This is a genomic window from Bartonella silvatica (assembly GCF_040545155.1).
GTDB classification, from domain to species: Bacteria; Pseudomonadota; Alphaproteobacteria; order Rhizobiales; family Rhizobiaceae; genus Bartonella; species Bartonella silvatica.
The window spans coordinates 14,335-40,848 of record NZ_JBEPLI010000008.1; the positions used below are offsets into that span (position 1 = coordinate 14,335).

The following is a 26,514-nucleotide window of genomic DNA, read 5'->3' on the forward strand; positions in this document are numbered from 1 at the left end:
GTGTGAATCAAATTTGTATAAGAAAGGGCTAAAAACGTCTCAAACTTATTTTAGCAAAGGCTGTCGCAACATCTGAAAATATGGTGCCGGCTTGCTTCTCGATAAGTGTAAATATGGAGATTCTAGGTGGATTGACCATTATACCATTTACGGTTGGCGCCATGAAAGGATTTGGGAACGTTGCGAGATGTGTCTTTAAAACAAGTCCGCGAATGTGCAACTGAGTGGTGTGCTGTTTTATGTGAGGGGTGTGACCCTATTAAAAAACATGAAAAACAAAAACGTGAGGCAATGCGCAATTGCCATTATTTAAAAGATATTGCTCTCGATGTTTTTGAAAGTCGTAAAGCTGAATGAAAAATGATGGTGAGGTTTGTAATTGGTTTTTACATTACGCCTGCGTATTCTCTCCAATGAGGTTGTTTCTCATTTCAGAGATTGCCCAAACGATACACACTCTTGCTCTTATTTGGTATACAAAAGCTGAGACTGTTTGGACAGTATTGATGCGTCTTAATTTTTGTCTCAAACATACGGCTGTATGCGGTTTGGATGTGAATTTACAAGCAACAGCAAAGGCACGGGATGTATTGGATAAATAACGTCATAAAAAACAAAAATTACCAGTAATATTTCCCAGCAATGAATTGGGCAGATAGTCTTGCCTTTTATGAGAACAACTTTTACTTCACTGCGATCATTACACTCAGTGATTGTGGGGTGTTTAAGCATGTAATGGGTGTGTTTTAAGGCGAGACTTGAACAGGGGGCGTATTTGTGCTTCAAATCCAGGGCATAGATGAAAAACGAGCCCCGTTGGGATCAGTGCACGCGCCCCAAGAGCCAAGGTTTTCTTCTTCACCAAGGGCGGCGCGCAGATCAAGACCAGCGGAACCCGCTGTGGCATAGTGAGGAAGCTCTAAGCTCTCTGCATGGGCAAGCTAATTTGCATGGTCGAAGTGTTGGGGCGATAAAGTTACTTGTTGAGAAGAACGTGGAGAGGGATGATTCTTTACTACGTACCGTTTAATTGTGCCCCGTTGAGCCAAATCCCCTTGTTCCTCGATCTCCTGCATGGTTTTGGATTTCGTTTTGATCGGGTTCAATGGCGCAAACATGAACTTGAATAACAGGGGCAATGACCGTTTGTGCAATGCGCATGCCACGTTGAATGGAAAAGCTCTCTTCTCCACAATTGATCAGAAGAACTTTTACTTCACCGCGATAATCACTATCAATGGTTCCGGGGGTGTTTAAGCATGTAATACCGTGTTTTAAGGCCAGACCTGAACGGGGACGTATTTGTGCTTCAAATCCAGGGGACAAGTGAAAAACGAGCCCCGTTGGGATCAGTGCACGCTCTCCAGGCGCAAGGGTTAGAGTTTCTTCTTCACCAAGGGCGGCGCGCAGATCAAGACCAGCGGAACCCGCTGTGGCATAGTGAGGTAGCTCTAAACCCTCTGCATGGGCAAGGCGTTGAATCGATAAAGTCACCTGTTGAGAAGAACGTGGAGAGGAAGAAGGAGTCTCTTGGGTGTTTTGCGCGTTGGTTTGATTGTGAGGCATAATCAAGCTATTTCCAAAGTGTAGATCTAAAATAGAAAAAGAACACTTTAGCAAACGTCGCGCATAAAACAAGACAATAAAAATTGATAATATGGGTTTTCCCAGTTCTTATTGGGGGGCAAATATGTTTAATATTGATGCCCTTTCCCGCCATGATCTCTGTCAAGATATGGGCAGGAAAGGAGCATAAATCTGCTAGCCTTATTTTGGAATATTTGCAGACACAGATTGTTTTTGGTGTTGTTAGATACTGCCAATTAAAATACCGGTGGCAAAAACAAGAGCACCGCCAATGATAACCTGTAAAGATGCGCGCCAAAAGGGAGTCGACATGAATTTATGTTGAATCCAAACAATTGCTAAAAGCTCGAAAAAAACAATAATAAATGCAGTGACCGTGGCGATGTAAAAAGAGTGGATTAAATAAGGAAGCGTGTGACCTAATCCGCCCAGTGCTGTCATAATTCCGCTGGAAAGACCTCTTTTCAGTGGAGAACCACGACCCGATAATTTACCATCATCATGGGCGGCTTCTGTGAACCCCATTGAAAGACCCGCACCAATGGAAGAGGAAAGCCCGATCAAAAAAGTTTGATGTGTATCACCTGTGGCAAAAGCTGCTGCAAATATGGGCGCAAGGGTGGAAACAGACCCATCCATTAAACCGGCAAGCCCAGGTTGAATCCATGTCAAAAGTATTTGTTTTTGTGTTTTTGTCGGCTTCTTTGTGGTTGGATGTGTCATTTTTTTTCGGGAGTTTAGATTGTGAGGCTTGCGCGTTACAACGGAAGGATTCTCACAGAATAAATCCATAGTTCTGGTGCGAGCGCTACAAGAAAGGCAAAGAAGCTGTTTATAACTTTCAAGTTCTTGGATGCTCATGGCTGCAAAAATAGCTGCTTGCTGAGGAGAAGAGTGCCTTAAAGCTTTGGCATATTTTAAATAAAGAGCGGCATGCTGTCCCTTTAACCTGAGTGCTTGAATCATTCTCTTTTGTGTTGAACGAAAAAACAGAGCTTTACGTTGTACAAATGAAAAAAACGACCTCAACATTTTCTGTTCCTTTGTACTTTAGAATAGTTCTAAAGATATAGGATAAAAAAAATGAAAGTCAATCTAAAACTTCAGAATGGCAAAAGACTGTGGTGAAAAGAATGTTGGCGTATCAAGAGTGTAAAAAAATAATTGAAAATCAAAAGAGTAGGTGTGGCGAGAAAAACTGTATAAGAAAATAAAGGAAAAATGCTGAAGTTTATAGGGAAGCGTTTGAGAGAAATAGGCGAGAGTGTATGGAAAAAATATATAATCTATTGAAAAAAATAGGAGGGGGATATTGAAGGCGTGTTGAAAGAGAGATGATTGAGATTTTAGTGTGAGAGGCTGGTGTTGAGCAGCCCATTATAGAGCTCTCTTGAAGTGTGTGGTGTATTGAAGATATGGAGCAGAGAATTGTGCTGGGGGTATATCTAACGGACTGTTTTTAAAAGAATGTGTCTTTTAAACTTGAATAAGAGAATGATCCAAAAAGATTGATCAAGAGTGTTCATGCCGCTTTATAGATGCTGGCTATAGATGCTTTTGAGATCGAAACGTTGACATATGAGAAACAACAGGGCGTTAATCAATAAAAATATTTGCAAAGAATCGGTTTTCTCAAAAGACTCTTTGAACCACTTACCAAAATAAGCGATAAAGAGATACCGCATAAAGAGGTGCCTAAAATGACGAAAGGAGCAGTGCCCCACTCCTTCGTTCCTATCTCCCCTTCCGAAGAAGGGGAAGCGGCCACCATTGCTGATGCCGTATATGATAAGAAATATATGCGTATTTCGAAAAAAAGTCAATCAGTTGTACAAAAAATGCAATCGTTTTTTCAGAAAAAGTTAATAATAGCAACGTGGTAAATATTTGAGCATCAGCGCTACAACTTTATGGAATTCTTCTTCGGATAATCTTGGAATGCTTCGTGAGCAGCTTAAGCGGCTGACTGAAATTGTTGTGATATAATTGCAGATAATCCACGCTTTTTTACGTTCTATCGGAGACTGCAATGGGTAGGCGGCTGGATTATTCGGTTGTGATTTTGTTGAAAAAGGCAAAATCGTAACGTTTCCATATAATTTTGCATTTTTAGAGAGAATTAAAACAGGTCGTTTTTTCCAAAATTCAGGTAATATGGCATCATGAGGGAAATCGCACCAAAAAATTTGTCGAATGCGTGGGGCTGATTTGAGTCGTGGTTTTATATGAGGTGGTTTTTGGTAAGGAGAATTCAAATCTCTCTTCAGTGTATGTTCACGCCATACATTGAAATTATGTTCCATCCTGACATGCGGTTCTTCAAGTTGGCATATATCGACTGAAGACGTTAAAGGTGAAGGCGTAACGGCAGGTGTGTTGTTTTTATCCTCAGGCATGTGAGCAGACTATTCGTATTTGTTGGTCCCCCCACTTATTGCTGTGTATTTTGAAGCTTCTCTTTTATGGCTTCTATAAAAATATTGCGCATAAGTACAGAGAGGAAAAAACGCATTCATTTTGAGGTTGTAAAAAAACGCTGGTGTTGGGCAAGAGCTTTTTTGGCTTTAAGGAACAGAGTTTTAAGGAGGGGTCAGGTCTTCTTTCTGTTAAAGGAGCATTTGGGTATTTGTCACCGCGCCCAAAAAACGAGTCATGAGTGGAGAAGGTGAGGCTTTTTATGTGTGGGGTGGAAAGTTTTTCAGCAAAGGTGGAGGAGCTTTGGTGCTGTGAGAAAAATGCTGGTGTTGGGGCGTGTGCAGGCATGTTGAAAATATTGCCTGCTTGTTGTTTTGTCTTTATTGTTTTTTAGAGTTGGAAAGAAGTCCTTTTGAAAAAATGTAAAAACTGAAAAGCATGTAGAACAAGCTTGCCACGGCATTCCATCCTGAAAATGAGAGAAAAAGAAAGCGGGCAGAAGCTTCAGAACAAGAAGGGGGATGGATGTTGCTCAAATGTTCAAACAGCTGGTTGACGTCTGTTGTTCTTCTTATCGCGCTTAAGCCACAACTGCGCGGGGCGGGCCAAAAGCCATATTCAACACCGGCATGATATACCGCTAAAATAAAACTGATGGACATTAAGACAAAAACACATAAAAATAAAAGCTGTACCCAAGAGGATAGGCGGAAAAAAAATGATCCAAAAATTGCTAAAATCAAAAATGGAAGAGCACCATAATATGGAAAACGTTCAATAAGGCATAAATCGCAAGGAAGATATCCGCCAATATATTCAAAACCCAATGCGAGACCGAGCGTTGTGGAAATACAGAACATGAGAAAAAAAGACCAAAAAATGAGCTCTTTTTTGTGGGGACGTCTATAAAAATGGTCTCGAAAAACGTGTTGAGTAAAAATATGTGCCATTGAGTGCATTCCTTAAAATTAAAGCTGTTTCTTTAAAAAAAACAGCACGCCCACATAAAGCAACAGCACAGTAACACAACAAATCAAGATAATCCATTTGAAGTGCTGGTAGAGAAAATTCATTGCGTGTTGTCCAAAACGCTGGATGAGCCATGCAAGAAGATAAAAACGAGCACCCCGTGCAAAAATACAGGTAAGGATAAAAAGTTCGAGACGAATACCCACAACACCTGCCAAAATCGTGACGATTTTGATAGGTGGAAGATGTAAAAAACCTGAAGTGATCAGTAACAGGATAAGAAACTCTAAGGTTGCACTGTTTTTTAAAGCTTGAAAACTTTCCACTTTTCCATAAAACTCTAAAATCGGTTTGGCGAGAGTGTCATAGGCAAAATGCCCAATAAACCAACCAAAAATTCCTCCCAAAACAGAGCATATCGTTGCAATAAAAGCATAACGATAGGCACGCTTGGGATGAACAAGGGTCATAGGGATATATAAAACATCAATGGGAATTGGAAAAACAGAGCTTTCAATAAAAGCAATAAAACCAAGCCAATGTGTCGCTGTACGCCGATTCGCTAAAGAAACCGTCCAAAGCTTTAGTCTGTTCAATATCATGGGTGATTTCATAAAGTGAATAGGTAAAAAAATAACAAATGATGCTGCATCAAGCTCATGCAAAAAAGACCTCAAAAAAAGATCTCAACACAAAACTTTATCAGAAGCGATCAAGCAATAATAAGCAAGATTTTTAAAAAACAAAAAATCTATGTTGACGAATCTATTCTTCTTCATATAGTGCAAGGAAATGATGGGCAAGTCTGTCCATGATCATAATGTGCGGGTGTGGTGGAACTGGTAGACGCGCCAGACTCAAAATCTGGTTCCGAAAGGAGTGTCGGTTCGAGTCCGACCACCCGCACCACTTATAGATTTTCTACAATATCACGTGGTGGTGTTGTTTATCTTGTTTTGTTTATAAGTTGTTGTTTTTATTTCCTTCATTATTTTTATAGACGCTTTTGATATTGGGTGAATCTGTTAAAAGCACAATGGCTGGTTTAAAAAGTGATGAGGAAAACAAGAACATTTGATCGATTATCCGCCTTATCTGTCAAAAATTCATCTCAAGGTTAATATGTAGAGTGTGCTGGACTATGACTTATTAAAACTGCACAGAATCAAGGACGTTAGGTTTTTCATTTCCGTTTCAATAAAAAGCATTGTGAAATGGGATAAGGCTTTTGTCGTGTTGTATCTTTAGAAGCAAGACTTAAGGCTAAAGCTTTTTGTACTGTTTCAAGCGCTTGATCTGATTCGTTAACGGAAAAAGTAACAAGCGACAGGGGTGAAGCTTAAGGCATGGTTTGTATGGAACACCATGTTGAGAGGGGGCTAGTAATATTTCTCTGCATATTTTCCTTCGTTTTAAAGGATGTGTTGTTTATCTTGGAGAGCTATGGAAATGTTAAGATGACGGTAGAGAGATATATAGTGAACATGATAATAGGCATGCTCTGCTTGTCACCCCATTGTATGAAATAGAATGGTTTTTGGAGGGCTGTTTGCTTGTGTGCGTCAATGATGTCATTAGAGCAAAACCTATGGAAATAGGCTGTAAGCGCAATATGTTTTCTATTTATGAAACATGCTCTTTGTACAAATGGAACTATGATAAAGTGTAGGTAAATCAATCGCTTGTTATAAAAATAACAATCTTGTTTCTGTTTAATTCTTATTTTCTTTTCAATAAAGCAAAGAGAGAAAATAATAATTGTTAGAACATGAATCTATGATGTTGAACACCATGTTTAGAAGTGTATCGTCATGATTTGTTCTTTTGATTTGGTGGTGTTCTCACGAATGATGGGTGATAAAGTGAGGGTGTGAGATTACCAACTATGGGACGAAGGGAGCGTTTGAACGATGATGTCCATGACAGATTTTCGGGTGAAAAAATTCGTTCTCTAGAGTGAAAGGCAGATCAATCAAAGTTATAAATATGGCTATATTCACTGTGCTTATGTCATCCGGTGAAGTTTTGAGGGGGCAGTCATGAGACTGACAAAATGGTGTTAAAACTTCTTTTTAGCAATCATTGTGAAAGAGATGAGATTTTCTCACTTTCATGGTTTTTACTCGTATGAATAAGATGGAAGAATACAAATATCTCTATCGTCTGCACATTGATCGATACCATTTGAAATTGTCTTGGTGGCTTTAGTTTATTGTGCGGGGTATTTAGTTATCGGCTCCTCTCGAGTGGAAAATTTAAAAGTGAAGTTAAAAACATACCGACTTTAACGTCATTTCCTTTTAAATCAATATGGATGATTCTCTATCACAAAAATGTGAAGAATATAGCACCGCTCTCTCTCTCATATTGTCGTGTAAAAGAGTTATGTAAGTTTTATGGATAGGTTTCTTTTGTATGTTTTGAAAAGGAATTTTTTAAAACTTCATGATCTTCATGGATAAAGATAAAAACCCTGATAAAATCAGGGTTTTTAGAAAGTTCATCTTAAATTACATGAGAGTGTATATTCGACTAGAATTTATATCCAACGCCAATACGGAAATCATTGGTTTTATAGTGAATATCAAGTTTATCCTTTGCAAATTCCTTTTTACCAAAATCTGAATAACGGTATTCTGTGCGCAAAATAACTTGATCCGTTATTGCAATATCAACACCACCACCAAGGGTGTAACCAACCATTTTTTCTGTCTTATCTAAAACATCACCAGACGCGAAGATAAACGATGGATCTTCCTGTGACTTTGATAAAAGTGACATGGTGTATTGTACCTGTGTATAAGCAACACCACCAGAAACATAAGGCATAAAACGATCACAAGAAAAACCAATCCGTGCGCGTGTCGCACCGACCCATTTTTCTTTCAAAGTCACACTGCTTATGACGATATCACCATAATTGGGAATCGTTTCATCATCTGCCCCAGGTCTGTTAATCGGGATACCCGCTTCTTTAAAGGCGACGTTAATAGAAGTAAGATCTTCTGTAATTTTCTGTTCGTTACCCGTTTTGGTGTCTTTTTTATCAGACCAAGCCATATCCATATCAATACCAAAGATAAAGCTATTACCCAGTTCAATGTTAGAGCCGGCATAAAGGCCTGCTATGAATCCTGATGGTTTGGGTGATAATTCTCTATCAACCCAATCCCATTTTCCAGTACGGGCATCTTTGGCGTAATTTAGATCGCTTTTACTTGAAAAATTACCAATTTGTGTTCCAAGATAAAAACCACTCCATGAAAATGCTGGAGCAGAAATAACAGGTGAAATACTCGCTTTGGGAAGAGCAGGCGTATTGGGTTTCGAAAGAACAACAGTATCAGCTGCTTGTACATTTGATACTGCAAGGAAGGCGAGAAGAGATGCTAAAATTAAACATTTTGTATTCATAAAATTATATAACCCCATATTTAAAATACAATGCGATATCATGATTTGGTAAAAAAATCTATATCTGTATAAAATAAAATACTATATGATTTTTTCTTTTTCCAAAGAATTTAAAATGAGCACATGTTTTTTGACGCTAGAATAAGCGGTCAATCAGTGTAGAAAGTGTTTCAAAAATTTGTTTGATCGTGCGTTTTACGTTTTTTCTTCGTTGAAAGAAGATTTTCATCCACACAAGAGTATAAGAGTGAATGTCTAATTCTTTGAGAGCCATTGTTTTAAATGGGCTAAGACATCATCAACGGCATCCATGAAGCGTGCAAAGTCAAGAATAAGCAAAAAAATGAAAAAGGCTATCCACTTCATATAACGAGACATGACTTTCACATTTTTATAAGTGACGATCATTTCTTGAAGCATTTTTTTTTCTGCTTCTGTCAACTCTACATGTTTTTCAGTTTTCCTTTTGGCCATGTTTCCACCCACATATACGTTCACCCTGCTGGTTATGCTTTAAGATCTCTCTTGCTAAATTGGGACTGATGGCGTTGATATCTTGCTGGCTTAAATAAATGGGTAACCAGCCAATACAGCTTGTGTGTTTATTATTTGCGCAGCCAGTCAGAGAGAGCAGCACGCACATCAGCATCACTTTTCTGATTGATTTCATTTTCTACCTCTAATCGTGTTATGGCTGCTTTGAGAGCTTCTTCTGTTTGCTTTTTCTGGGCAACCTGTTTTCCAAGGGTAAAAGCTTTTGCCAAAGCCATAAAAAAAGCGGCCAAAGCCGCTCCTATGAGAATGAGATTTCTTTTTATCCAGATCATAAACGGTGCTCCTGAAAGCGTTTGGCAACAAAGAAAATGCCAGCTCCAGCCGCTAAAACCATAATGGCAGCAAGCGCCCATTGAACAGGACCATTGCCGGCTAATAAGCCTCCAAGCCCAGAAAAAGAGCCGATGATTGGCGCTAGAGCTTCGGCTTTGAAAGCTGCTGTTGGTGCTTGTGTTTCGACTGTTTGGTAATTCGAAGAAATATACGCTCTTTTCGCCCACAAGCCTGCTTCTGCTGCCCGACGGTGGACAAGACCTTGTAAACGTTTTCCACTGGCTTTGGTCCATTTTTGTAATTCGGTGGGCACAGCTTCGTAATCCCCTTTATTGAGTTTCTTTAAAAGGGTGGAATTGCAAAAGGCTTTTGTTCCCACATTATAGCAAAAGGATACCAAGGCTGCGAATTGTTCATCGGTTAAGGAAACAGTCACAGCGCTTTCAACCGCATTTTCAAATTGTTGTAAATCTTGACAAAGTAGTTCTTCTGCTTGCTTCTCAGTGATGATCATGCCTTCATGAATTAAAGGTTTTCCAGCCATATTTGTATGTCCATAACCGATAGTCCACACCCCAATGGCGTCTTTATAAGCGTTTAAGCGTAAACCTTCCCATTGTTTAATTAGGGCAAGCCCTTCTTGTGATATTTTTCGCATAAGCTCCTCCATAAAAAAAGCCCCACATCAGGTGAGGCAGATTGATAGATTAAAAGACATTTTTTCTTTCTTCTCGCAACGAGAAGGCAGACATCAGCAGTTCGTCGCTTGTAGTTAGAAACCAGACGCTAGCAGCTAGAAAACTGCAGTCAAAAGTTAGTCGCTGGATGTTCGCAGCAACTCCGTACCAGCCCACTGTCAGAAATGAGTAGCCAGACACGAGTAGCCAGAATAGTCAGAACGCGCCCGGTCAAAAAGATGTGAAACTGCATTATTTTCATAATGCGTTTTGGCTTTCGTGGATGATCTTTGGGCTTTTTGGTCCGTACGCTTTGTTGCATGGTGTGGGCTTTTGCTTTGCACTGATGTTCTCGGTTTGTTGTGTGATTGAAAGGGGGTGGCTGAAAGGGATGTAGATTGTTTGTCTTTTAACCAAACTCATAATTGAGGGGCATGTAGAGGGACTTTGATGATTGGTTATCGCCCTCAAAAATTCTACATTTGGGCTGTTCGCATATGCGACTTTTGCTTTTGCACCATAACTTGTATCATAATGATATATTCGGTCTTTCTTTGTTTATGGAGAGGAAAAATTGTTTTTCTCCTTCAACTGAGTTTTTCTCAAATCTTTCAGAAAATGTTTCATTTTTTGATGGATCTTTTCATTTTCGAATCTTTTAATTCGATTCATTCCTTGAGGTGTCGTTGTCATCGTGTGTGTTTGTAAAGACGTGTTGGAAGGTTCGTATTTAGCTGATGGTACTGCCATATTGCTTTTACGTCATCATATGGTATCTTCTTTCTGATGGAGCAGATGCAAGAGGATGTTTGAAACAACAAACATTTCCCATTCAGAGGAGCTCTGTTGAATACTCGTCTCTACTTTGGATCATAACATGCAGGTCATTGTTGACGTTGGATGGTGCGTGGTATTCTGATAGTTAGCAAGAAGCTTGTCTCATCATTGAATGATGCAGGCTCAAAAAGCATTAAAATATTTTTTCATCTATGGTTTTGCGACCAATCACCGTAAAGTAAACCTTCTGTTGTGTTAATGATAAGTCTAGAGGACGTGCCCTTCTCTTTCAGGCTTTCTTTGATTGAGATACAAAGGTCGTGAGGCGTTCGTTTCACTCATTGCGAGATATTCATAATTTCCTTGGTCTATGGAGGGTAGGTATGAGCCTTCGGTCTGTATTGGCATAAAAGCCATTGCCTTTAAGTCGTCTTGCCTTTCAGCCTATCATGGCTTCAGTGTGTAATCATATTTTTTCATGTTTCATTGTGGAATATTTTTTTTGTGGTGGTGAATGGTTTTCCATGGGTAGAAAGCTTTTCTCATGATTCCATTGTTTGCTTACTTGCTTGCGATTGGGTGAACTTGGGGGCAGAGTTTGTTGTCTCGTGTGGTTTCATCATATGAATTTCCTTATTCTTCATCGGGGTTTCAGTATAATTTTTTCATTGTGATTGAAATATGTTTTGGCATTTATGATCCTCTTACCTTTTGTGGTGAGGAGGTCATTAAAATCATCCTTATTTTTTTGAGAAACCCTTTTAAATGGAAAGTATAGACCTCTTAAAGTTCAAGACTTGTGTGTTCTTTCTATTGACATCTATAAAATCAGCCGTTTGAGTGTATTGTCCACTTCATCTGGATATGTCAAAATAAAAAATTTTATGAAAAATGGTTTTATGCGTTTTCTTCGTGTCAGATGCTTTGACATCAACCATTGTGCTCTGTTTTCTTAAAGTGTTTTCTCATGTGAGAATTTTTCCTGCTTTTATATTTGTATCTTCTTTCCCTCTTTTTATATTTTTCTTCCTTTTATATTTCATTGAGCGCGTTGTTTTAATGTTTAGATGTATTTTTTTCTGCTTTACAGATGAAAGCTTCTTAAATCTTCATCATTCTGTACAAAGGTTGGTTTCTTTGTCTTATCTGTTAAGAAAAGCTGCGGGCTATTTTTAGATTGTTATAGATTCATTGTGCAAATTGCATATTCCGCATAGTGGCACGATGATGGCTGGAGCGTTTGGTGTGTTTGGGGAGCGTTGGTTCATGGCTTCTGGAGAGGAGGGACGTTTTGGCACCGCGAGGCTTTGGCGGCAGCTTTGTAGATGGGCAGAATGATCTCGGGGCTGGGGCATTGAGAGAGCTTTGGTTATGGGAGGGTAGGCATGGTTTTTAAGCAATTTGTTTCCTTCTTTTCCATTTTACACTTTTATGCACGGGTTGTATGCACGGTTGATAAAATTTCTCTATGGTTGATGAAAATGAAAGGCTGAAAGGGGCACCACAGCGCTGCCCTTTTGATCTGCATAACCCTGCAGTATCGCTTTACAGGACGATGCTAGACACGCAATAAAATGATAAAAGACAGATATATAATTATGAAATTTAAGCGCAAAAACACACGCCCCGCATACATCATTAAATACGATTTTTCACATATTGTCAATGAAAAAGTGAAATTTTGCGTTTTTTATTTGAGACAATGGGCTATTTATGGAGCAACCATTTATCTGTCTGCGGGGTGACATTTTTCTTGTCTTGTATAGCAACGTTTGTTGCTTGAAACAAAACGTTTTGCCGATAAAGACAGGGTGGTTGCTCCTTCTTTTTGAAACGAAAATGCTGGTTTTACAAAGATGAGATGGTCAAGTGTATTGTTTGGATATGAAGTTTTGAAAGTGCGTGAGGGATGGCTTTTGGAGAGGCTGTTTCATGGTTCTTGGAGAGAAGATATGTTTTGGCGCCGCGAGGCGTTGGTCACAGCTTTGTGGATGGGGGGGATGATAGGCGGGCTGGAGTGTTTTGCTGTGGTGTTTGGGGAGCTTTGGTTATGGGAGGGGGTTATGGTTGTTAAGAAATTCGTTTCCTTCTCTTAATTTGCTGCTTTTTCATTGAGCGTGTTGTTTTAGTGTTTTAGGTTTATTTTTTTCCTGCTTTATAGGCGGAAGCTTCTTCAATCTTCATCACTTTGTAAAAAGGTTGGTTTCTTTGTCTTATCTGTTGAGAAAAGCTGGGGGCTATTTTTAGATGTTATAGATTCATTGTGCAAACTGAATATTCCGCGTAGGGGCGCGATGATGGGCGATGGAGCGTTGGGGAAGTTTTGGTTATGGGAGAGGTGTTTTATGGCTCTTGGAGAGGAGATATGTTTTGGCAGGATGTGTTTGGGGTTTTGGAGGGAGGCGTTTGGAGTATTTTGGTAATGGGAGGGGCTTGAGTGATCCGTTCTGATTGATACAAGGGGCTTATGTTGCTCTTACAGAGAACTGTTCTGTGTCTGGTCAATTAAAATAAGGGGGAAAATAATAAGTGAATGAATGGATATTGATCATGCTTCATGGCTTCAGGAAATATTTCTATTCTTGATGTGCATTTTTCTAAAATTGTTGGGTTTTTTTAAAGACATTGGGGGGCTTTATGAGTGCTATCATCGTGTTTTGGGGCGCGTTTTGATGTTTGTGGTGAGCTGCGTGTTTTTTACAAATTCATCATAGGAATTTTCTTTTTTCCTACAAGGATTTAAGATTGAAGAATTATTTCTTTTATTCTCGTCTCATGATGTTTTTATTCCCATGGAAAGGCACTTTTATGGGTGCCACTGTGTTAATTTAAGCCTTCAAAATATTTATGAAGCACGTTCAGAATCATACGGAGTGAACTGACAAAATGGGGTAGCGCTTGATCTTCGATAACAATATATTCTAATGCTGCATAAAAATTATGTTGACGGTATTGGTGCTGGGTCTCTTGAATAAGGGCTTTTATTTCCTCGTAGTGATCCGTGGCTCTCTTAATCCACTGCTTTTTAGCCTTTTCATCTGCTGTATGGGTAAAGTCGTCATAATAACCATTCGGAAAACCTTTGGCACATAAATAGTCGTTTCTCATTTGAAGATAACGTTGTGCTGCATCATATTGATCTTTGCTTATGCCGGATGCTGCATCTTTATATCCAAGCAAACAGAGTCGACCAATATAGGAACTCGAAAGAGGGTTTTTGGCTTCTTCTATCGATAAACCAAAGTGTTTGGCACGCATTTCTATCGTTGCTTGTGGAGGCGGCGTGTGTGTATTTTTTGCCCGTGAAATACGGCCATTGGGTTCTTTTCGTTTGCCTGTTATGCGTGGTCTACCGCGTTTTTTACCGATTTTCATGAAACTACCATTTGAATTTAAAAGAAATTGTCGATTGAAAGAAAAAGGTCGTGAACAAAGCACTCGAAAAAATGCATTCTGCACAAAAACTTTAGAAAGAGGAATGGCGATAAAAGAGAAGACTGTATGCTGGTTGCGTTGATTTTAAGCAAGAAAAACCTGTTATGGAAAATAACCTCTCTACATATTTACGAATATTGCTTATTCTTGTTATTGAGAGCAAGTTTTGCTCCTTAAAAGAGCTTTTGCACAGCTAAAATGAGAAAACCAACCGATATCAAAAGAAAACAATTCACTATGATTTTGCACAGACTGTTTTATTTTTTCCTCTGTTTGGCAGATGATAATTGGAATGTTTGGTACACGCCATAAGCATATTTTTCTATCCTTTTTAGGATAAATTCTATTCTTTTTTAACCAGAATAGAGTTTAAAAAAATAAACTTTTTACTTTTATTATTCTACCATAAAAATGGTGGATTTTCAAATAAATTATCAAGAATAGACTGATAAGACAATGTTTATGATAAAAGGAGAGGGGGGGGTATCGTTGTCTTTTTTCTTGAAATTTCTCCTTTATAGAGGAACAGAATGAGTGTCTCCTGCAATTTTACTGTTTGATAAAACGGCACCTTATCATGATACTATACGCAATTTTTGAGATAATAGCATGAAAAGGGCGGTTTTCTTTAAGAGAAATGATGTGCTGGCTTGTTAGGTTTGTATTGTAACGGTTTGTTGGGTTTGTAAATGCCGCAATCGTGCTGGCAAGAGACTCTATCTGAGAAGAAAGACGTGTCAGAGACGATGTTCTTTGTGAAGTCTTTGCGCGTGCTTTTTTCTGATTTTTAAAAACGAAGAGGTATGACTATCGGATTCCTATGCGATGGAAAATTGCGTCTTTGACCCCTCATTTAATTTCGCAGATCATTTGGCTTCTTTAAACAAGCGTTTGTTTTTTCAAGAATTTAAAGAGGTTTTCGTTTTTTTGAGATCGGTCTTTAAAAAAAAGATGATAAGACAATATTGAATGGATATCGTTTTTTTGTGTTTCCCCTATCCTCAATGTTTATGGTGCTTTTATGATGTAAACAGAGGGCCTCTATGACACAGATAGACAATCGGGGATGATCAATCGTTGTCATTTATTGATATGATGGGGCATTTTTGTTTTGGCATTGTTTTCTTTATCTATACTCTTTCTATACATACCCCAATAAAGCTATCCCATAAACAGTAAAAATGACGCAGAGATTGGAAGCATGTGTTTAAGATACTGGTAAGATGGATAGTGTGAATTATATCATAATAATAAAAAAATTTAATTTTTTTATTGACACTTATTATTACTATTATTTTCAAATCAAGTGAGGTAACATGACGGAAATAGTTGATAAGAAACTTTTAGATAACTTAAAATTATATCTTAAAGAAAATAATATAGCGGCCTATCATTTATCAGGAAAAGTATTAAACAAAAGTCCTTCCTATTTAACAATAAGGTTAAATACACATTCTTTATCTAAAAAGGACTTTTTAAAAATTCTTAATCATTTGCAAATCAATATAGAAAATTTAAACAAGATATAAATGACATTTCGCTTTAATCTTTTAATATATTTATGAAATTGTTTTTCATTTTGAGGGTATGTATTAAATTGAAAGCTTCATTTTTTTTGGCGTTACCATTTTTTCAATTCTTTGCTAATCTTATTAATGTTATTTATATTATTTGTATTGGCATATTTAATACGTTTTTTAAATTCGCTCATTTTCGTTTCTTGTTTTTTATCGACATTGTTAACCCCAATGTTTGAACCTTGCTTAAAGCCCTCTGGTAGCAATAGAGGGCTTATTGGTTTTATTAATTCTCTAGACCCGACCCCCAAATTTTAATGAGATACCAAGTTTGTCTTTTTTGAAATGAAAAAGAAAACGATATGGTTCATAGAATATTAAGCGTGGTCGCATTATAACAGCTGTGATATTTTCTATGCTGATCATTGGGCTTTTTTCAACCATTGTGCATGGTCATTGTTCAGTATGTTTGAAAAAATATGCTTTAAGAAATGAAAAAGAGTGCGCTTATTTCATTCTCGTGAGAGCAAAATGCACGCATAGGATGGTGTATTTAATACAGCTCTTTAGTCCCCTTTCATATAGAAAATTATAGCTTTGAAAGTTGATGTGGTCTTGGTTAGGGATTTCTTTTTATTGTTTTTGTTATGGTAGCTTTGTTGTTTTGTCCACTGTTGCGATAGGAGAGGTGTGTTGAGTGTCGTTCTCATTTGGTTGTTCAAGTTTTATATCGTTACTTTTTTTATACGGGGTGTTGATATGTTATAGATCCCATGAACGTGATATTGACTGGACCATTAAAAAATACAGAACTGACAAGAAGCCCTTAAATCAAGATGTTCTTGAAGCATGTGATCAAGCAATTTGTATTTTGTATAGAGGCGGTTTGTCTATACAATATGTGAAGGGGGACAAGCGTGAAGGGTAAAAGAGAGGACCAAGAGGGGATAGGTGATGGGGAGTTTTGTGACATTTAAAATCATGTATTTTCTGTTTCGGACACTTATAAGTCTTTTATTGACCACACTGACTGTGACCATTTATTATGGATTTATCAAGCGTGTGAGGCTTTATTACAAAGTGAAAAAGGAACTCAAAAAAATGCTTAAAGAACGCAACGTGAGCACTTGAGTTGAGATCAAAAAAGTATAAAAAAATGAAAAAGAAGAATTTAACGTTTCGCTAGGATGATGATTTTCTTTCCTTTAAAAAAGTTATCGCCCTTTCAAAAAAAATTATAAAAACATATTCTATATCTCTACGATTATAGCCGTTGTTCCAACACTCATTTCTTTAGGCGTTCAGGTTATCTGGGGAGATGAGTGGATTTCTTTTATCATCTTACAGCCGCTGGCATGGATTTTTGCGTGTTTTCTTTTATTCTTACCTGTCATTTTTGTGCTGCGTTTTATTGTGACGCGTCGGTTTAAAAAAATGGTCTGCGAGAACAAGAAGAGAACACACAGCTAGGGACATGCCTCGAATATGTTTTGAGATATATTTGTTTTTCTCTGCTATTGTGGTTTACATATGCTCTATGCAGGTAGGGGCACTCTTTCTGTTTTTCTCAGTTTTATCGTGACGTGTTGGTTTTAAAAATGGTTTGCAAGAACAAGAAGAGAACGCACAGTCAGAGACATGCCTCGAATATGTTTTGAGATATATTTGTTTTCTCTGCTGTTGTGGTTTGCATATGCTCTATGCAGGCAAAAGCATTTTCTCTGTTTTTTCAGTTCTCAAATGGAAAAACAGCTTGGTGGAGGCAGGATATAAAGGTGAAAATTCATTCTCTGTCTTGTCATCATTTTTTCATGCTGCTTTCCGATTTTAAGCAGTTGCTGCAATGTCTTTTAAGAACGATATGCGTTGTTCACACTTTTGTTTTTATGTTCTTTTGGGGTACGGCTCTCATGCAAAATAAAATGCTATTGTAACAAAACGCCATTGTGTTGCCAGTTCGTGTCTTTTTAAGGGTTATAAAGCTTTACAGTCCATGTCATAGAGGTGCTCGTGAATGAATATACAAGCCATGGCGTGTCACCATCTTTGCGCTTATGAGAGTATAGACACCGTTATTCTATTTTCCAGTTTATTTGTATTGTTATTGGTGGTGCATTGAGACGATTTATAAGAGGCATTTTGACTTCCCGTGTTTTTATCTCTACGCGCGCCCCGCTTGTGATGTGCAAGAAAATGACTTTGGTTGATGCAATATAGGGACTTGCGATGAGAGAACCTCACACTGTTGGGGGGTATTTAACATGCAACATAATCAATGATCGTTATCAATCAATTTATGGTCTTATTATGATTGAGAGAGAAGTAAAAAAAAGTGCTTTTCTCATGTTTTATTCTTCTGTTGAGAAGGATGTTTTTTCTTATGTTGTCCAGTCTGTGTGATGGTCTTGCAATTCAAAAAACAGTGATTTGTTATTCGTGTTTTCAAGCTTAAAACTCCCAATGATGTCATGAAGAATTTTACAATGAAAATAAGGGGTATGGTAGAAAAGTCGTTGATAAAAACAGACAAGGTTTCAGAGAACAAGAAAATATTGTTTTATAAAAGAGGAGGTTTTTGAGAACCACTGTGTCCTGTTTAAAACCAAAGAGATGTTATGGTGGATGCTCGTGTCGCTTTAAGAAACAGTTTAGGTGAGATGCGTGCTGGGGTATATGGATGCTATGGAGTATGCAGGGCTTATATATAAATGCGGATAAAAGTGGATGAAAGCAATAAAGTGTTGAGTCAAACAAAGAGATTCTTTATACAGTAAAGGGCGGATTAAATTTTCTTACGACAATGGGGGTAAAAAAGGGGAAAATGAAGGGGGAAAATTTTGTGTGTCTTAAAAAATTCCGTTGCTTTTCGTACAAAAAATCTAAGGCTGTTTTTTTTGAAAAATAAAAAAATAGTCGCGCACAACTTCTTTGTCATATTCTATACATTTCTTATGATCATGGTTGTTGAAGCTTCTGCACGTGCAAAACCAATGGACCAGGTGTTGCATTGGGAAAGGTGGGTGCATGTGGGGTCTTTGATTTTTCTGCTCCCCGTTTTGATTTGGGTGTGTTTTCTTACACCTTTGCCTATCCTGTGGGGAATCCGTAGAATCCGTGAGCGTCAATCAGAAAAAGCGATGCAAAAATCTGAAGATGTCACGGAAATAAAAAGATAAACGGATGGGATCTTCAATGTTATGGACGCGATCGTTTTTCTTTTTTTATTCCGATTTGGTGTCTTTTCCTTATAGGAGTCACAGTTCTTACTATTTTTATCAATATGCTTGTTATCGCACCTTATTATTCCTTTATAAAGCGTGCGAGCCTATACTATAAATGGAAAAAACAAAAACATTTGATGAAAGAGTAACCGCAGCGTTTTTAGCATCCTGAAAGCAATGAGAGTGTGCAAAAAAATCAAATCCTGAACAAAAAACTGCATACAGGTGAAAGCGTTTTTTCACTTAAAAAATGGACTGCTTTTTCGCGGAAAGATTATCTCATTGTATCGATTATATCTTTTATGATGATTGCTGTAAAAGTTTATGTTTATATAGCTTTTTGGAATTTGATAGGAAAGTCTATTGAAAACCAGCTTAGAATCGCTCTTGTGAGTGTTTTTGTATCGGCGTGTGTTCTGGTCACGCTCCCTGTTATTTTTATACTCAGAGCAATCGTAACTTTTTATTTGAATAAAAAACTGCAACGCTTGGAAGAGCTGAAACAGTAACAACACGTTGATCAATAAAACAAAAGGGGGGGATTTATTGTGTTAGGCTTGTGGACGATGGTGATTCCATTCCTTATTTTATTATTCGGGATGGTTTGTGATGTTTTGTTAAGTATCGTCATTGTGGCACTGTATTATTCTTTTATCAAGCGTTTGGTCGTTTACTATAGGGTGAGCAAAACATTAAAAAGAGCCATGAAAAATATCTATACTGTTTGAGATTTATGAAAATTTACTCTCATGAAAAAAGAAGAAAGCATGAAGTATAAAGATTCATCATATCGAAAAGAAATGCCGCATTTTTCGCTTAAACACGTCTTTTTCTCTTTCAGGGATTTGAGAATAATCTTCTATATCAGTGTGATCATCGTGGTGGGCAGAGCGGTTCTTTTTATCCCCATTATGGCACGCTGGTTGCTCACTGTTTGGGAGGACTATACTCTTTTCGCTGTTTTTGTTGTGCTAGAAGTCATTACAGCGGGGGTGGTTGTCTTGATACCTGTTATATTGGTTCTTTATATCCTATTGGGATATTTGTTGAAAAAATATCTAGAAATTAGAAGCGGAAATCAGAAAACAAGAAAAATAATTTATCGTCTCGATAAAAGCCAGTATCAATCTAAGGCCAATACATTGTACTTTTTGTGCCATTGTTTCCTTAAGTATGTGTGAGCGCGTGCATGCTCTTGTTGTTGCTTGTAAGTTAATATTCAATCCTAATGGTTTCAGCCATGTTTGCTCAACGGTAGCAGCATTTTCAAGACAGAGATTGAGGGGATGCGCGCTTTCTTTATTGTCGTTTTTGTGTGCGCAATGGGAACAAATATATTGCGTATTTTTGTTGGTATCATTTTGCAAACGGGAAGACAGCTTTATTGGCGGAGAATATGAAGTTTTAAGAATAAATATGTCTCGCTCCTCTTTTTTGTTCATTTCGTTTTACAACTTTTCAAAACTGTCTCAGGAAATGTCTTTTTAATGATGGAGTTTGTGCGTTGCTTTTTTCACGCTTTTGGGCATGTTTGTAAAGCAAACCCCCAGTTGTATCTTCACGTGTTTTCGCAGATATGTCTCAATATTTCCAAGTCCATTTCGCGACGGCGTTTGTGAGTGGTATAGATCTATTGATTTACTCTTATGAAGAAGTAAATTGGCGTCATTATTTTCTGTAAAAAAATTGCGCGTGTTATATCACCCCTTGCATGAAGATGATTCCTAAAAGGTATTTTTATCTCGTATGGTTTTGCCCCTTATGTCAGCCCCGTTATGTTAGCTCTTTTATACCAGCTTCGTTATGCTGGCACCATTATGCCAGTTCTTTTTGTAACATCTAAGCACGTGATTTTACTTGCTTCATATGAGATGATGGGTGATGAGAGAATCTTATGTGATTGGGGCTTATCATCAAGGGAGAAGTGGTGATTTGCTACTATAAAGCCATAGGTTATTTTGAAATAAATTCCAATACTACGGGGAGAAATGAAAAATTGCTTTATAAAATGGGGTGTTTTTTATTCGTCTCTGCTTTTCAATATTTTTTATGGTTTTATACCCGTGTTCGTTTTGTATGACTTTGTCCAAAAGAGTGAGAGAAAAGAACGACGATATGATTGGAGAAGGGAAAAGCGTGATAAAATAACAGAGCAATCTACGCCCATGAGTATGTTGTTTTTGTGGGGGCTAAAGTTTTATGAAGGTAATATCAGGGGGGCAGATGTGGGAGCAAGGAGGCTTCTATGAGGAGGATGAGGCCGGTGATTATTTTGGTCATGAAAGGGGCAACAGTATTTAAGAATTTGGGTGATTGCTAGAAGCTGGAGGAAGAGGGAAGCATGGCGTGCTTTTTATCAGAGTGCCAAGAGTGATGTATCATGATGAAAGCAACAAAAATTTCTCGCAATTTTATTGCAGATTGTTCACGAATACTGTATTCCTTTGCTTTTTTCCTAATAATTTATCCTTATCATCTGGCAATTTTGACCATGGGATGTCTGTGTTTTGTGGTGAAGCGGATTGGAAATTTTTGTAGAAACGGTTCGTGGGTGTTTAATCCAACTGTTTGATGAATCAATGACTGATGATTTTAGCATTTTATAAAATGTTGATCCTTCAATATGGGGAAACCCGTGAATATAGCCCCAGTGTAAGATATTCAACATATTTTAAATAGCGTTGATGATCTTTCAAATATGATTTGCTGATATTGGTAACATCGTTCTCTATCTTGATGCCCAAATTGATAAGATGGGCTGATAAAGTTAACGATATTGCTGAGGTTTCTGTTCGCTATGACAGCAATGAAAATAGTAAAAAACAATAAAATCATTTTCGGAAGGGGCTGTTAGTAGGCTGGTTGCGATTGATGATGTTTTGGTCAGAATGGCTACAAGATTTGAAAGAAGGCATCAATGGCGGGGCGCCTCAAATATCATAGTTTGAAAAAAGCCCATTGTCATGGGGAAGGGATGAGACCAATGCAGCATTTTTTGTTTTGCTGATTCTTACGGTTTTGGCATTGCTTGGTGATGTTGAGATTTTTTGACCTTATCATAAATGTCAAGAGGGGGGGGAGATTTGGTTTCCGTAAAAGTCTCCAAAAGACAGCTCTTGAAAAAATTCATCTTCAACTTGTTGTGATTATGGCAAGGAAAAAGGCGTAAGAAAGAGCAATTCAGTTACCATTTGCTGAAATGCCTTGCAGAGAGTTTATCTTATAAAAGGGGTGGCTATCAGTCTTTTTAGCGTTAGAGAGCGTAAATGATGTCATAAAAAATGCGCTTATCATAAAAAAAAATGGTTGAGCAGAAAAAACAAGAATTGCGAATTCCTGTATGTGATGAAGATGCAGAGGTGAAAGTTCTTCGAGGACTGGGCTGTCTTGATTTTTCTCTCTAAAAGATGGTGCGTACATATTTCTTGATATGGAAATTGATACGTTTATGGCTTCTTATTTTTCGAGAAAATGAAGTCGCTTCTTTATATTAAGGTTAAGGACTTTGCACGAATCAAGACAAGAAAATTGAAAAAATAAAAAACAATGGCAGTTTTGTGAAAAAATTGAGGATAATTTAGGCATGGGAGGGATTTTTTGTGATCAATGGCGAGGTGTTTTGCCAATGGTGTGGGGTGTGATGGTGCAGACTCTTAGGGTGCGGGGTTGTTAGGGGAGCAGGGGCAGGGAATGCAGACGATGATTCTCCAGTAGAGCAGGGTGTTATGGTGGGGATGTGAGGCGTTACGCTTAGGGCGTGGGTATTTTCCAGTGGCGTATGGGGAATGGCAAATTGTGAGAGAATTTCTCCCTTAGAAGCAAACGAGAACAAAAATAGTATGGGATGTAAAACAATATCAGTGATGATAAAATAAAAAGGCCTCAGAAAAACAAGGCCTTTTAATATTTAACAGTGCTTAATATTTAATAGTACTGTAGATTTTCTTTAAAAACCATTCTCCATTCTCTCTTCTGTCTCGTATAAAAAGAACTTATATAGAGAAGATTAGAGTGCGATAAGTTTTTTTTACTAATATAAAATATATTTATACTTTCTTAATTACTCAATCATTTATTTCGGTTTGTTGTACTCCACTCTTACTGTCTGTTTCCAGTATATTCAATGTATCCAATGCGCCACTTACTGATCCATGATTATGTAAATCGCTTTCATGAGCAGTATAAGGAGCAACAATAGGAGAGGGTTTTTTATTGACTATACGATCAGACTCTTGAAGAGCGAGTGTCAATACACTGGTAATGGCACTCGCCATAAAAAAATATCTGATGTTCATAGTTCTTCTCCTAATATTTATTTACAAATAGTAAATATCAAAATGGATTATACGTTAGTATATTGTAAACGATTATAGTAAAAATGCAATATTCATAAAAAAGAATGCATTTTGCCTCTAAATTGACAAAATTTTACTATTAATTGCCTTAATTAATTCTTTTGAGCTCTATTTATAGAATGCATAAAAGTGTGTTTGAAAGTTTTGGTCCATAGACTCATATATTGGGTAAAAAAGAATTGTGGTGGTCAATTTCTGTTGTGCTTTCTGACTTAATAAAAGGAGAGTCCGCATAAAAACGAAACATATCGTGTAGGAACGTTGGATACATCCTGTGAGGGTTTGGGATGTATCCCATAAAGTTTGGGGTATGCCTATGAGGGTTAGGGCATATCCCATGAGGAGCGGGATGCGTTCTTTGAAGGCTAGAATGCATCCCATGAAAGTTGGGACGTATTCTGTGAGGGTTTAGGATACGTCCCATAGAGATTGAGATGTACTTGTGAGGGTTAGGGTATATCTCATAAAGGGCGGGATGCATTTTTTGAGGGCTAGAATGCATCCCATAGAGATTGAGATGTCCTGATGAGGGTTAAGGCACATCTTAAAGAGTGGGATGCATTTTTTGAGGGCTAGAATGCATTCCATGAAAGTTGGGGCGTATTCTGTGAGGGTTTAGGATACGCCCCATAGAGATTGAGATATACTTATGAGGGTTAGGGTATATCTCATAAAGAGCGGGATGTATTCTGTGAGGGTTTAGAATGCATCCCATAAAGATTAAGATGTCCTGATGAGGGGTCGGGGACATCTTAAAGAGCGGGACGTATTCTATGAGGGGTAGGATACGTCCCATGGAAAAAGGACGCATTTTGGAGGGTTTAAAATGCATCCTTTAAGGGCTAGGATACATCCCATGAGGGATGGATGAATCCTATAAAGTGGCGGGATGTATTCCATAAAAAATGGGATGCATCCCGTAAGGGATATGGCGTATTCTGTTCGTCAGGTAAAAATAGCCAAATGAATTGATTTTATACTTATATGAGTTTGTTGTTACACACTCTGTTGATCTTGAAACCTCAATATTGGAAAAATTTTTATAAGATTATCCAATGACTATAATAGCAAAAGGCATGAAAATCTATAGCAATGAGTCCATTTTGGTGTTTTTATTTTGTCTTTTTCCCAATTTATTTTGTTTGTGAAAGTTTTTATAGGGTTTGTACCATTAAAATTCTTGTGCCGAAAAAAGCAACATAGTGAAGCACTCTAAAGGAAAAATAGTTTAATGAATATTGTTTTTCTCAGTTTAGGGTGTGCTTTATTCTAAAATATACTGCTTTTATACTATGCTTTTCCATCGTTTTTTAGAATGCTATGAGCAATCATGGGGTCATTGTGAAAAATACTTTGATTCTTTGTCTCTATGAGCACTTCAATGAGAAAAATAAGTTTGCAGATTTATGAATGTATGAGCAAAATAGTAAGCAAAATGCTATCGATTTGATGAATGAAGATCTGAGCAGATTAAGAATATTGTCAAAATCTAAAAAACGGCAAAGCTTTAAAAGGGTAAACACTCATCGATAGTGATGATTTTCAGAAAGATTATCGCTTATGGTGCAGGGGTTTCTGATGTGGATGCGGGGGTGCCTATGTAGGGATACGGTGTGCCGATTCGGGTGCGGGGGGACTTTCTATTTTGCTGCGTGTGAATGTGGGCATGGGGACGTATGGTGTTGGGATGGGAGGTGTTACTGTGGCGTGTGGCTTACTGCGTTTTTTGGTATCAAAATGATTTTCTAGGAGGCGTGTGGGGATAAATAAGCGCGCTTTTCTTGATGTTCTTTTCGCTGTTCAATCTCTTGATGAAAATAATGGCGCCGTGTGAAATTATGCCACGTGGCTTGCCAGTCGATCTTGAACGCTTCTTTGTCATTTTTGACGTGTCGATAATCGCAAAATTTCTTTTCTTGCCAATGGGTTTGCTTTTCACTTAATCTTTCGGCAGTTTCTGCATCAATATCGGCTTTTCAATGAGCTGGAAGGGGCTGCCCTTTGAGAATCATGGTGTGGATTTTCGTTTTGTTGCGTGTGAATGTGGGTATGAGAGTTGTGGTTGTTAGAGCATGATATGTGGTTGTTGAGGCAGGAGGTATCACTGTGGGTATGTGGCTTGCTGCGTGTGTTGATTTGTGGTTAGGAGGGATTTTCTGTACGCGTATGGGCGGCAATAAGGGGCCATTTTTCTGTGTGCGCCTGCGCGGGTGTATAGGGGAATTATAGATGCGGGGGATGTGAATGTGGGTGTGTAGGGTTTTCTGCGTTTGTTGGTGTGTGGTTGTTGAGGCGTTGGGTGTTTTTGTGTGGTATTTTAGGTTGGTGTGTGACAGAAGTTTTGAGCTGTTGGCTGGTGGGGCATATGGTGTTTGTCAATGGGCGCGGGGCGTGGTTTACCGATGCGGGGGCAGCGGTTACAGATGTGGGGACGTTGGCTTGGTGACGTTTCTTTTCCCACGGTTGTCTCCTTTCTATTGTCGTCTTGTTTTACCATATAGGGGCGGATTATACGCGTGTTACTGCTTGTATGTTTAGTTGGTGTTATAGCTTCTATTCTGGATGGTTTGGGGGGATTCAGAGGTCCTTGCGTGTTGCATAGCCCCAGTGAAAAGCGAGTAAGTCTAAACAATCCCGTAAATGGTCTGCAAGGGAGTTTTGTTTGCGTTTGGAGGTGCTTAATTCTTTGATCGCTTGATCGTAACCCACAACCTTTTCTACAAGAGAATAACCAAGTATACCAAGGTGCACCTTGACCGTTTTTAAATGATTGGAGGCCTCTATTTGGCGTTCAATGGGGTGGATATAGCCTTGGCTGGACTCAACCTTTTCACGCCTGTAGTCTGGACTCATGTGAAGATCTGCCTGACTGTGACGCCAGTAAACATAAAAACGCTCTGCTGCTTTATATTGTGCTTTGCTGATGTGACCTTTCGCATATAAAAGTGCAATAGGGCGGCTGTGCGCATTGGCCGTGGCTTTTATCGTGCGCGGGTTGTTGGCGCTTTCTGGATGAGAGGATTGAAAATAAGGGTTGCTCGTTTCAATCGTGATTTCTTGTGTCTTTAAGTGACCAAGAGGTTGTTTCTCTTGGCGAGGGTGGGAGAGAGAAACCGTTGGGTTTCTTTCATCTTTATTGTCTGTTTTATGTGGATGCTTCATATCATCTCCTCAAAAATTATAAATTTGTTTCTATCGTCAAAGAACTGCCCTTTATGTTTGGCGAAGAACGTTTTTATGCTGGTGTTATTTAAAATAATGGGGTTTTTTGAAAGAATGGGGATCTCTTAAGGGAAAATGGATGGGGACAAGAGGGGGG

General features: G+C 38.2%; 22 protein-coding genes, 1 tRNA gene and 1 pseudogene. 11 read left to right on the forward strand and 13 right to left on the reverse strand.

What is annotated here, in order from left to right; translation table 11 throughout:
• Window positions 1-180 precede the first annotated feature (180 nt).
• Both ABID23_RS08160 and ABID23_RS08165 read left to right on the forward strand, forming a co-directional pair.
• Complete coding sequence (locus tag ABID23_RS08160; RefSeq protein WP_435521248.1) at window positions 181-357, forward strand: hypothetical protein; 177 nt, start codon at window positions 181-183, stop codon at window positions 355-357.
• Complete coding sequence (locus tag ABID23_RS08165; protein WP_435521249.1) at window positions 354-602, forward strand: hypothetical protein; 249 nt, start codon at window positions 354-356, stop codon at window positions 600-602. The genes ABID23_RS08160 and ABID23_RS08165 overlap by 4 nt, the downstream gene beginning before the upstream one ends.
• A 67-nt stretch (window positions 603-669) precedes the next feature.
• Here the strand turns inward: ABID23_RS08165 and ABID23_RS04470 are convergent.
• The 6 genes and pseudogenes from ABID23_RS04470 to ABID23_RS04495 form a co-directional block, all read right to left on the reverse strand.
• A pseudogene (locus ABID23_RS04470) lies at window positions 670-941 on the reverse strand (dCTP deaminase/dUTPase family protein); the annotation flags it as partial.
• 85 nt (window positions 942-1,026) lie between these two features.
• A complete protein-coding gene (gene dut, locus ABID23_RS04475; RefSeq protein ID WP_354189748.1) occupies window positions 1,027-1,566 on the reverse strand; it encodes a dUTP diphosphatase in 540 nt (179 codons plus the stop codon).
• Between the two features lie 243 nt (window positions 1,567-1,809).
• Window positions 1,810-2,619 (reverse strand): VIT1/CCC1 transporter family protein, encoded by an 810-nt coding sequence (locus ABID23_RS04480; RefSeq protein WP_354189750.1) that lies wholly within the window; start codon window positions 2,617-2,619, stop codon window positions 1,810-1,812.
• Between the two features lie 830 nt (window positions 2,620-3,449).
• Window positions 3,450-3,983, reverse strand: a complete 534-nt coding sequence (locus ABID23_RS04485; protein WP_354189752.1) for a type II toxin-antitoxin system PemK/MazF family toxin — start codon at window positions 3,981-3,983, stop codon at window positions 3,450-3,452.
• Window positions 3,984-4,382: 399 nt separating this feature from the next.
• Entirely contained in the window at window positions 4,383-4,952 is a 570-nt protein-coding gene (locus tag ABID23_RS04490) for a disulfide bond formation protein B (protein ID WP_354189754.1), read from the reverse strand.
• 18 nt (window positions 4,953-4,970) lie between these two features.
• Window positions 4,971-5,573: a YqaA family protein gene (locus ABID23_RS04495; protein WP_354189756.1), complete on the reverse strand. Its 603-nt coding sequence runs from the start codon at window positions 5,571-5,573 to the stop codon at window positions 4,971-4,973.
• Window positions 5,574-5,795: 222 nt separating this feature from the next.
• Here ABID23_RS04495 and ABID23_RS04500 point away from each other — a divergent pair.
• Window positions 5,796-5,880, forward strand: a tRNA-Leu gene (locus ABID23_RS04500).
• A gap of 1,623 nt (window positions 5,881-7,503) precedes the next feature.
• Here the strand turns inward: ABID23_RS04500 and ABID23_RS04505 are convergent.
• The 4 genes from ABID23_RS04505 to bgtA form a co-directional block, all read right to left on the reverse strand.
• Window positions 7,504-8,385, reverse strand: a complete 882-nt coding sequence (locus ABID23_RS04505) for an outer membrane protein (RefSeq protein ID WP_354189758.1) — start codon at window positions 8,383-8,385, stop codon at window positions 7,504-7,506.
• 255 nt (window positions 8,386-8,640) lie between these two features.
• Complete coding sequence (locus ABID23_RS04510) at window positions 8,641-8,859, reverse strand: hypothetical protein (protein ID WP_354189760.1); 219 nt, start codon at window positions 8,857-8,859, stop codon at window positions 8,641-8,643.
• Window positions 8,860-8,990: 131 nt separating this feature from the next.
• Window positions 8,991-9,212 (reverse strand): hypothetical protein, encoded by a 222-nt coding sequence (locus tag ABID23_RS04515; RefSeq protein WP_354189762.1) that lies wholly within the window; start codon window positions 9,210-9,212, stop codon window positions 8,991-8,993.
• Entirely contained in the window at window positions 9,209-9,871 is a 663-nt protein-coding gene (gene bgtA, locus ABID23_RS04520) for a gene transfer agent endolysin BgtA (protein WP_354189764.1), read from the reverse strand. The genes ABID23_RS04515 and bgtA overlap by 4 nt, the downstream gene beginning before the upstream one ends.
• A 2,039-nt stretch (window positions 9,872-11,910) precedes the next feature.
• On the opposite strand from bgtA, the gene ABID23_RS04525 reads away from it, so the two are divergent.
• On the forward strand, window positions 11,911-12,063 hold the full coding sequence (locus tag ABID23_RS04525; protein ID WP_354189766.1) for a hypothetical protein: 153 nt from the start codon (window positions 11,911-11,913) through the stop codon (window positions 12,061-12,063).
• Between the two features lie 556 nt (window positions 12,064-12,619).
• Window positions 12,620-12,763, forward strand: coding sequence for a hypothetical protein (locus ABID23_RS04530; RefSeq protein WP_354189768.1), 144 nt, complete (start codon window positions 12,620-12,622; stop codon window positions 12,761-12,763).
• A 727-nt stretch (window positions 12,764-13,490) separates the two neighbouring features.
• On the opposite strand, the gene ABID23_RS04535 is transcribed toward ABID23_RS04530, so the two are convergent.
• Window positions 13,491-14,042 carry a hypothetical protein gene (locus tag ABID23_RS04535; protein WP_354189770.1) on the reverse strand — a complete coding sequence of 184 codons (552 nt, stop codon included), beginning with the start codon at window positions 14,040-14,042 and terminating at the stop codon, window positions 13,491-13,493.
• 3,803 nt (window positions 14,043-17,845) lie between these two features.
• Between ABID23_RS04535 and ABID23_RS04540 the strand changes: the two genes are divergently transcribed.
• From ABID23_RS04540 to ABID23_RS04555, 4 genes are all read left to right on the forward strand, one after another.
• Window positions 17,846-18,019: a hypothetical protein gene (locus ABID23_RS04540; protein WP_354189772.1), complete on the forward strand. Its 174-nt coding sequence runs from the start codon at window positions 17,846-17,848 to the stop codon at window positions 18,017-18,019.
• A gap of 494 nt (window positions 18,020-18,513) precedes the next feature.
• Window positions 18,514-18,795: a hypothetical protein gene (locus tag ABID23_RS04545; RefSeq protein WP_354189774.1), complete on the forward strand. Its 282-nt coding sequence runs from the start codon at window positions 18,514-18,516 to the stop codon at window positions 18,793-18,795.
• Window positions 18,796-19,025: 230 nt separating this feature from the next.
• Complete coding sequence (locus ABID23_RS04550) at window positions 19,026-19,349, forward strand: hypothetical protein (protein ID WP_354189776.1); 324 nt, start codon at window positions 19,026-19,028, stop codon at window positions 19,347-19,349.
• 240 nt (window positions 19,350-19,589) lie between these two features.
• Complete coding sequence (locus tag ABID23_RS04555) at window positions 19,590-20,021, forward strand: hypothetical protein (RefSeq protein WP_354189778.1); 432 nt, start codon at window positions 19,590-19,592, stop codon at window positions 20,019-20,021.
• Between the two features lie 2,883 nt (window positions 20,022-22,904).
• Here the strand turns inward: ABID23_RS04555 and ABID23_RS04560 are convergent.
• The gene (locus ABID23_RS04560; protein WP_354189780.1) at window positions 22,905-23,135 is read right to left on the reverse strand and encodes a hypothetical protein; all 231 of its coding nucleotides are present in this window, start codon (window positions 23,133-23,135) and stop codon (window positions 22,905-22,907) included.
• A 2,139-nt stretch (window positions 23,136-25,274) separates the two neighbouring features.
• Between ABID23_RS04560 and ABID23_RS04565 the strand changes: the two genes are divergently transcribed.
• Both ABID23_RS04565 and ABID23_RS04570 read left to right on the forward strand, forming a co-directional pair.
• Window positions 25,275-25,424 (forward strand): hypothetical protein, encoded by a 150-nt coding sequence (locus tag ABID23_RS04565; protein ID WP_354189782.1) that lies wholly within the window; start codon window positions 25,275-25,277, stop codon window positions 25,422-25,424.
• A gap of 70 nt (window positions 25,425-25,494) precedes the next feature.
• Window positions 25,495-25,641 carry a hypothetical protein gene (locus ABID23_RS04570; RefSeq protein WP_354189784.1) on the forward strand — a complete coding sequence of 49 codons (147 nt, stop codon included), beginning with the start codon at window positions 25,495-25,497 and terminating at the stop codon, window positions 25,639-25,641.
• A gap of 131 nt (window positions 25,642-25,772) precedes the next feature.
• Here ABID23_RS04570 and ABID23_RS04575 read toward each other — a convergent pair whose 3' ends face one another.
• Window positions 25,773-26,357 carry a hypothetical protein gene (locus ABID23_RS04575; protein WP_354189786.1) on the reverse strand — a complete coding sequence of 195 codons (585 nt, stop codon included), beginning with the start codon at window positions 26,355-26,357 and terminating at the stop codon, window positions 25,773-25,775.
• Window positions 26,358-26,514: the final 157 nt, after the last annotated feature.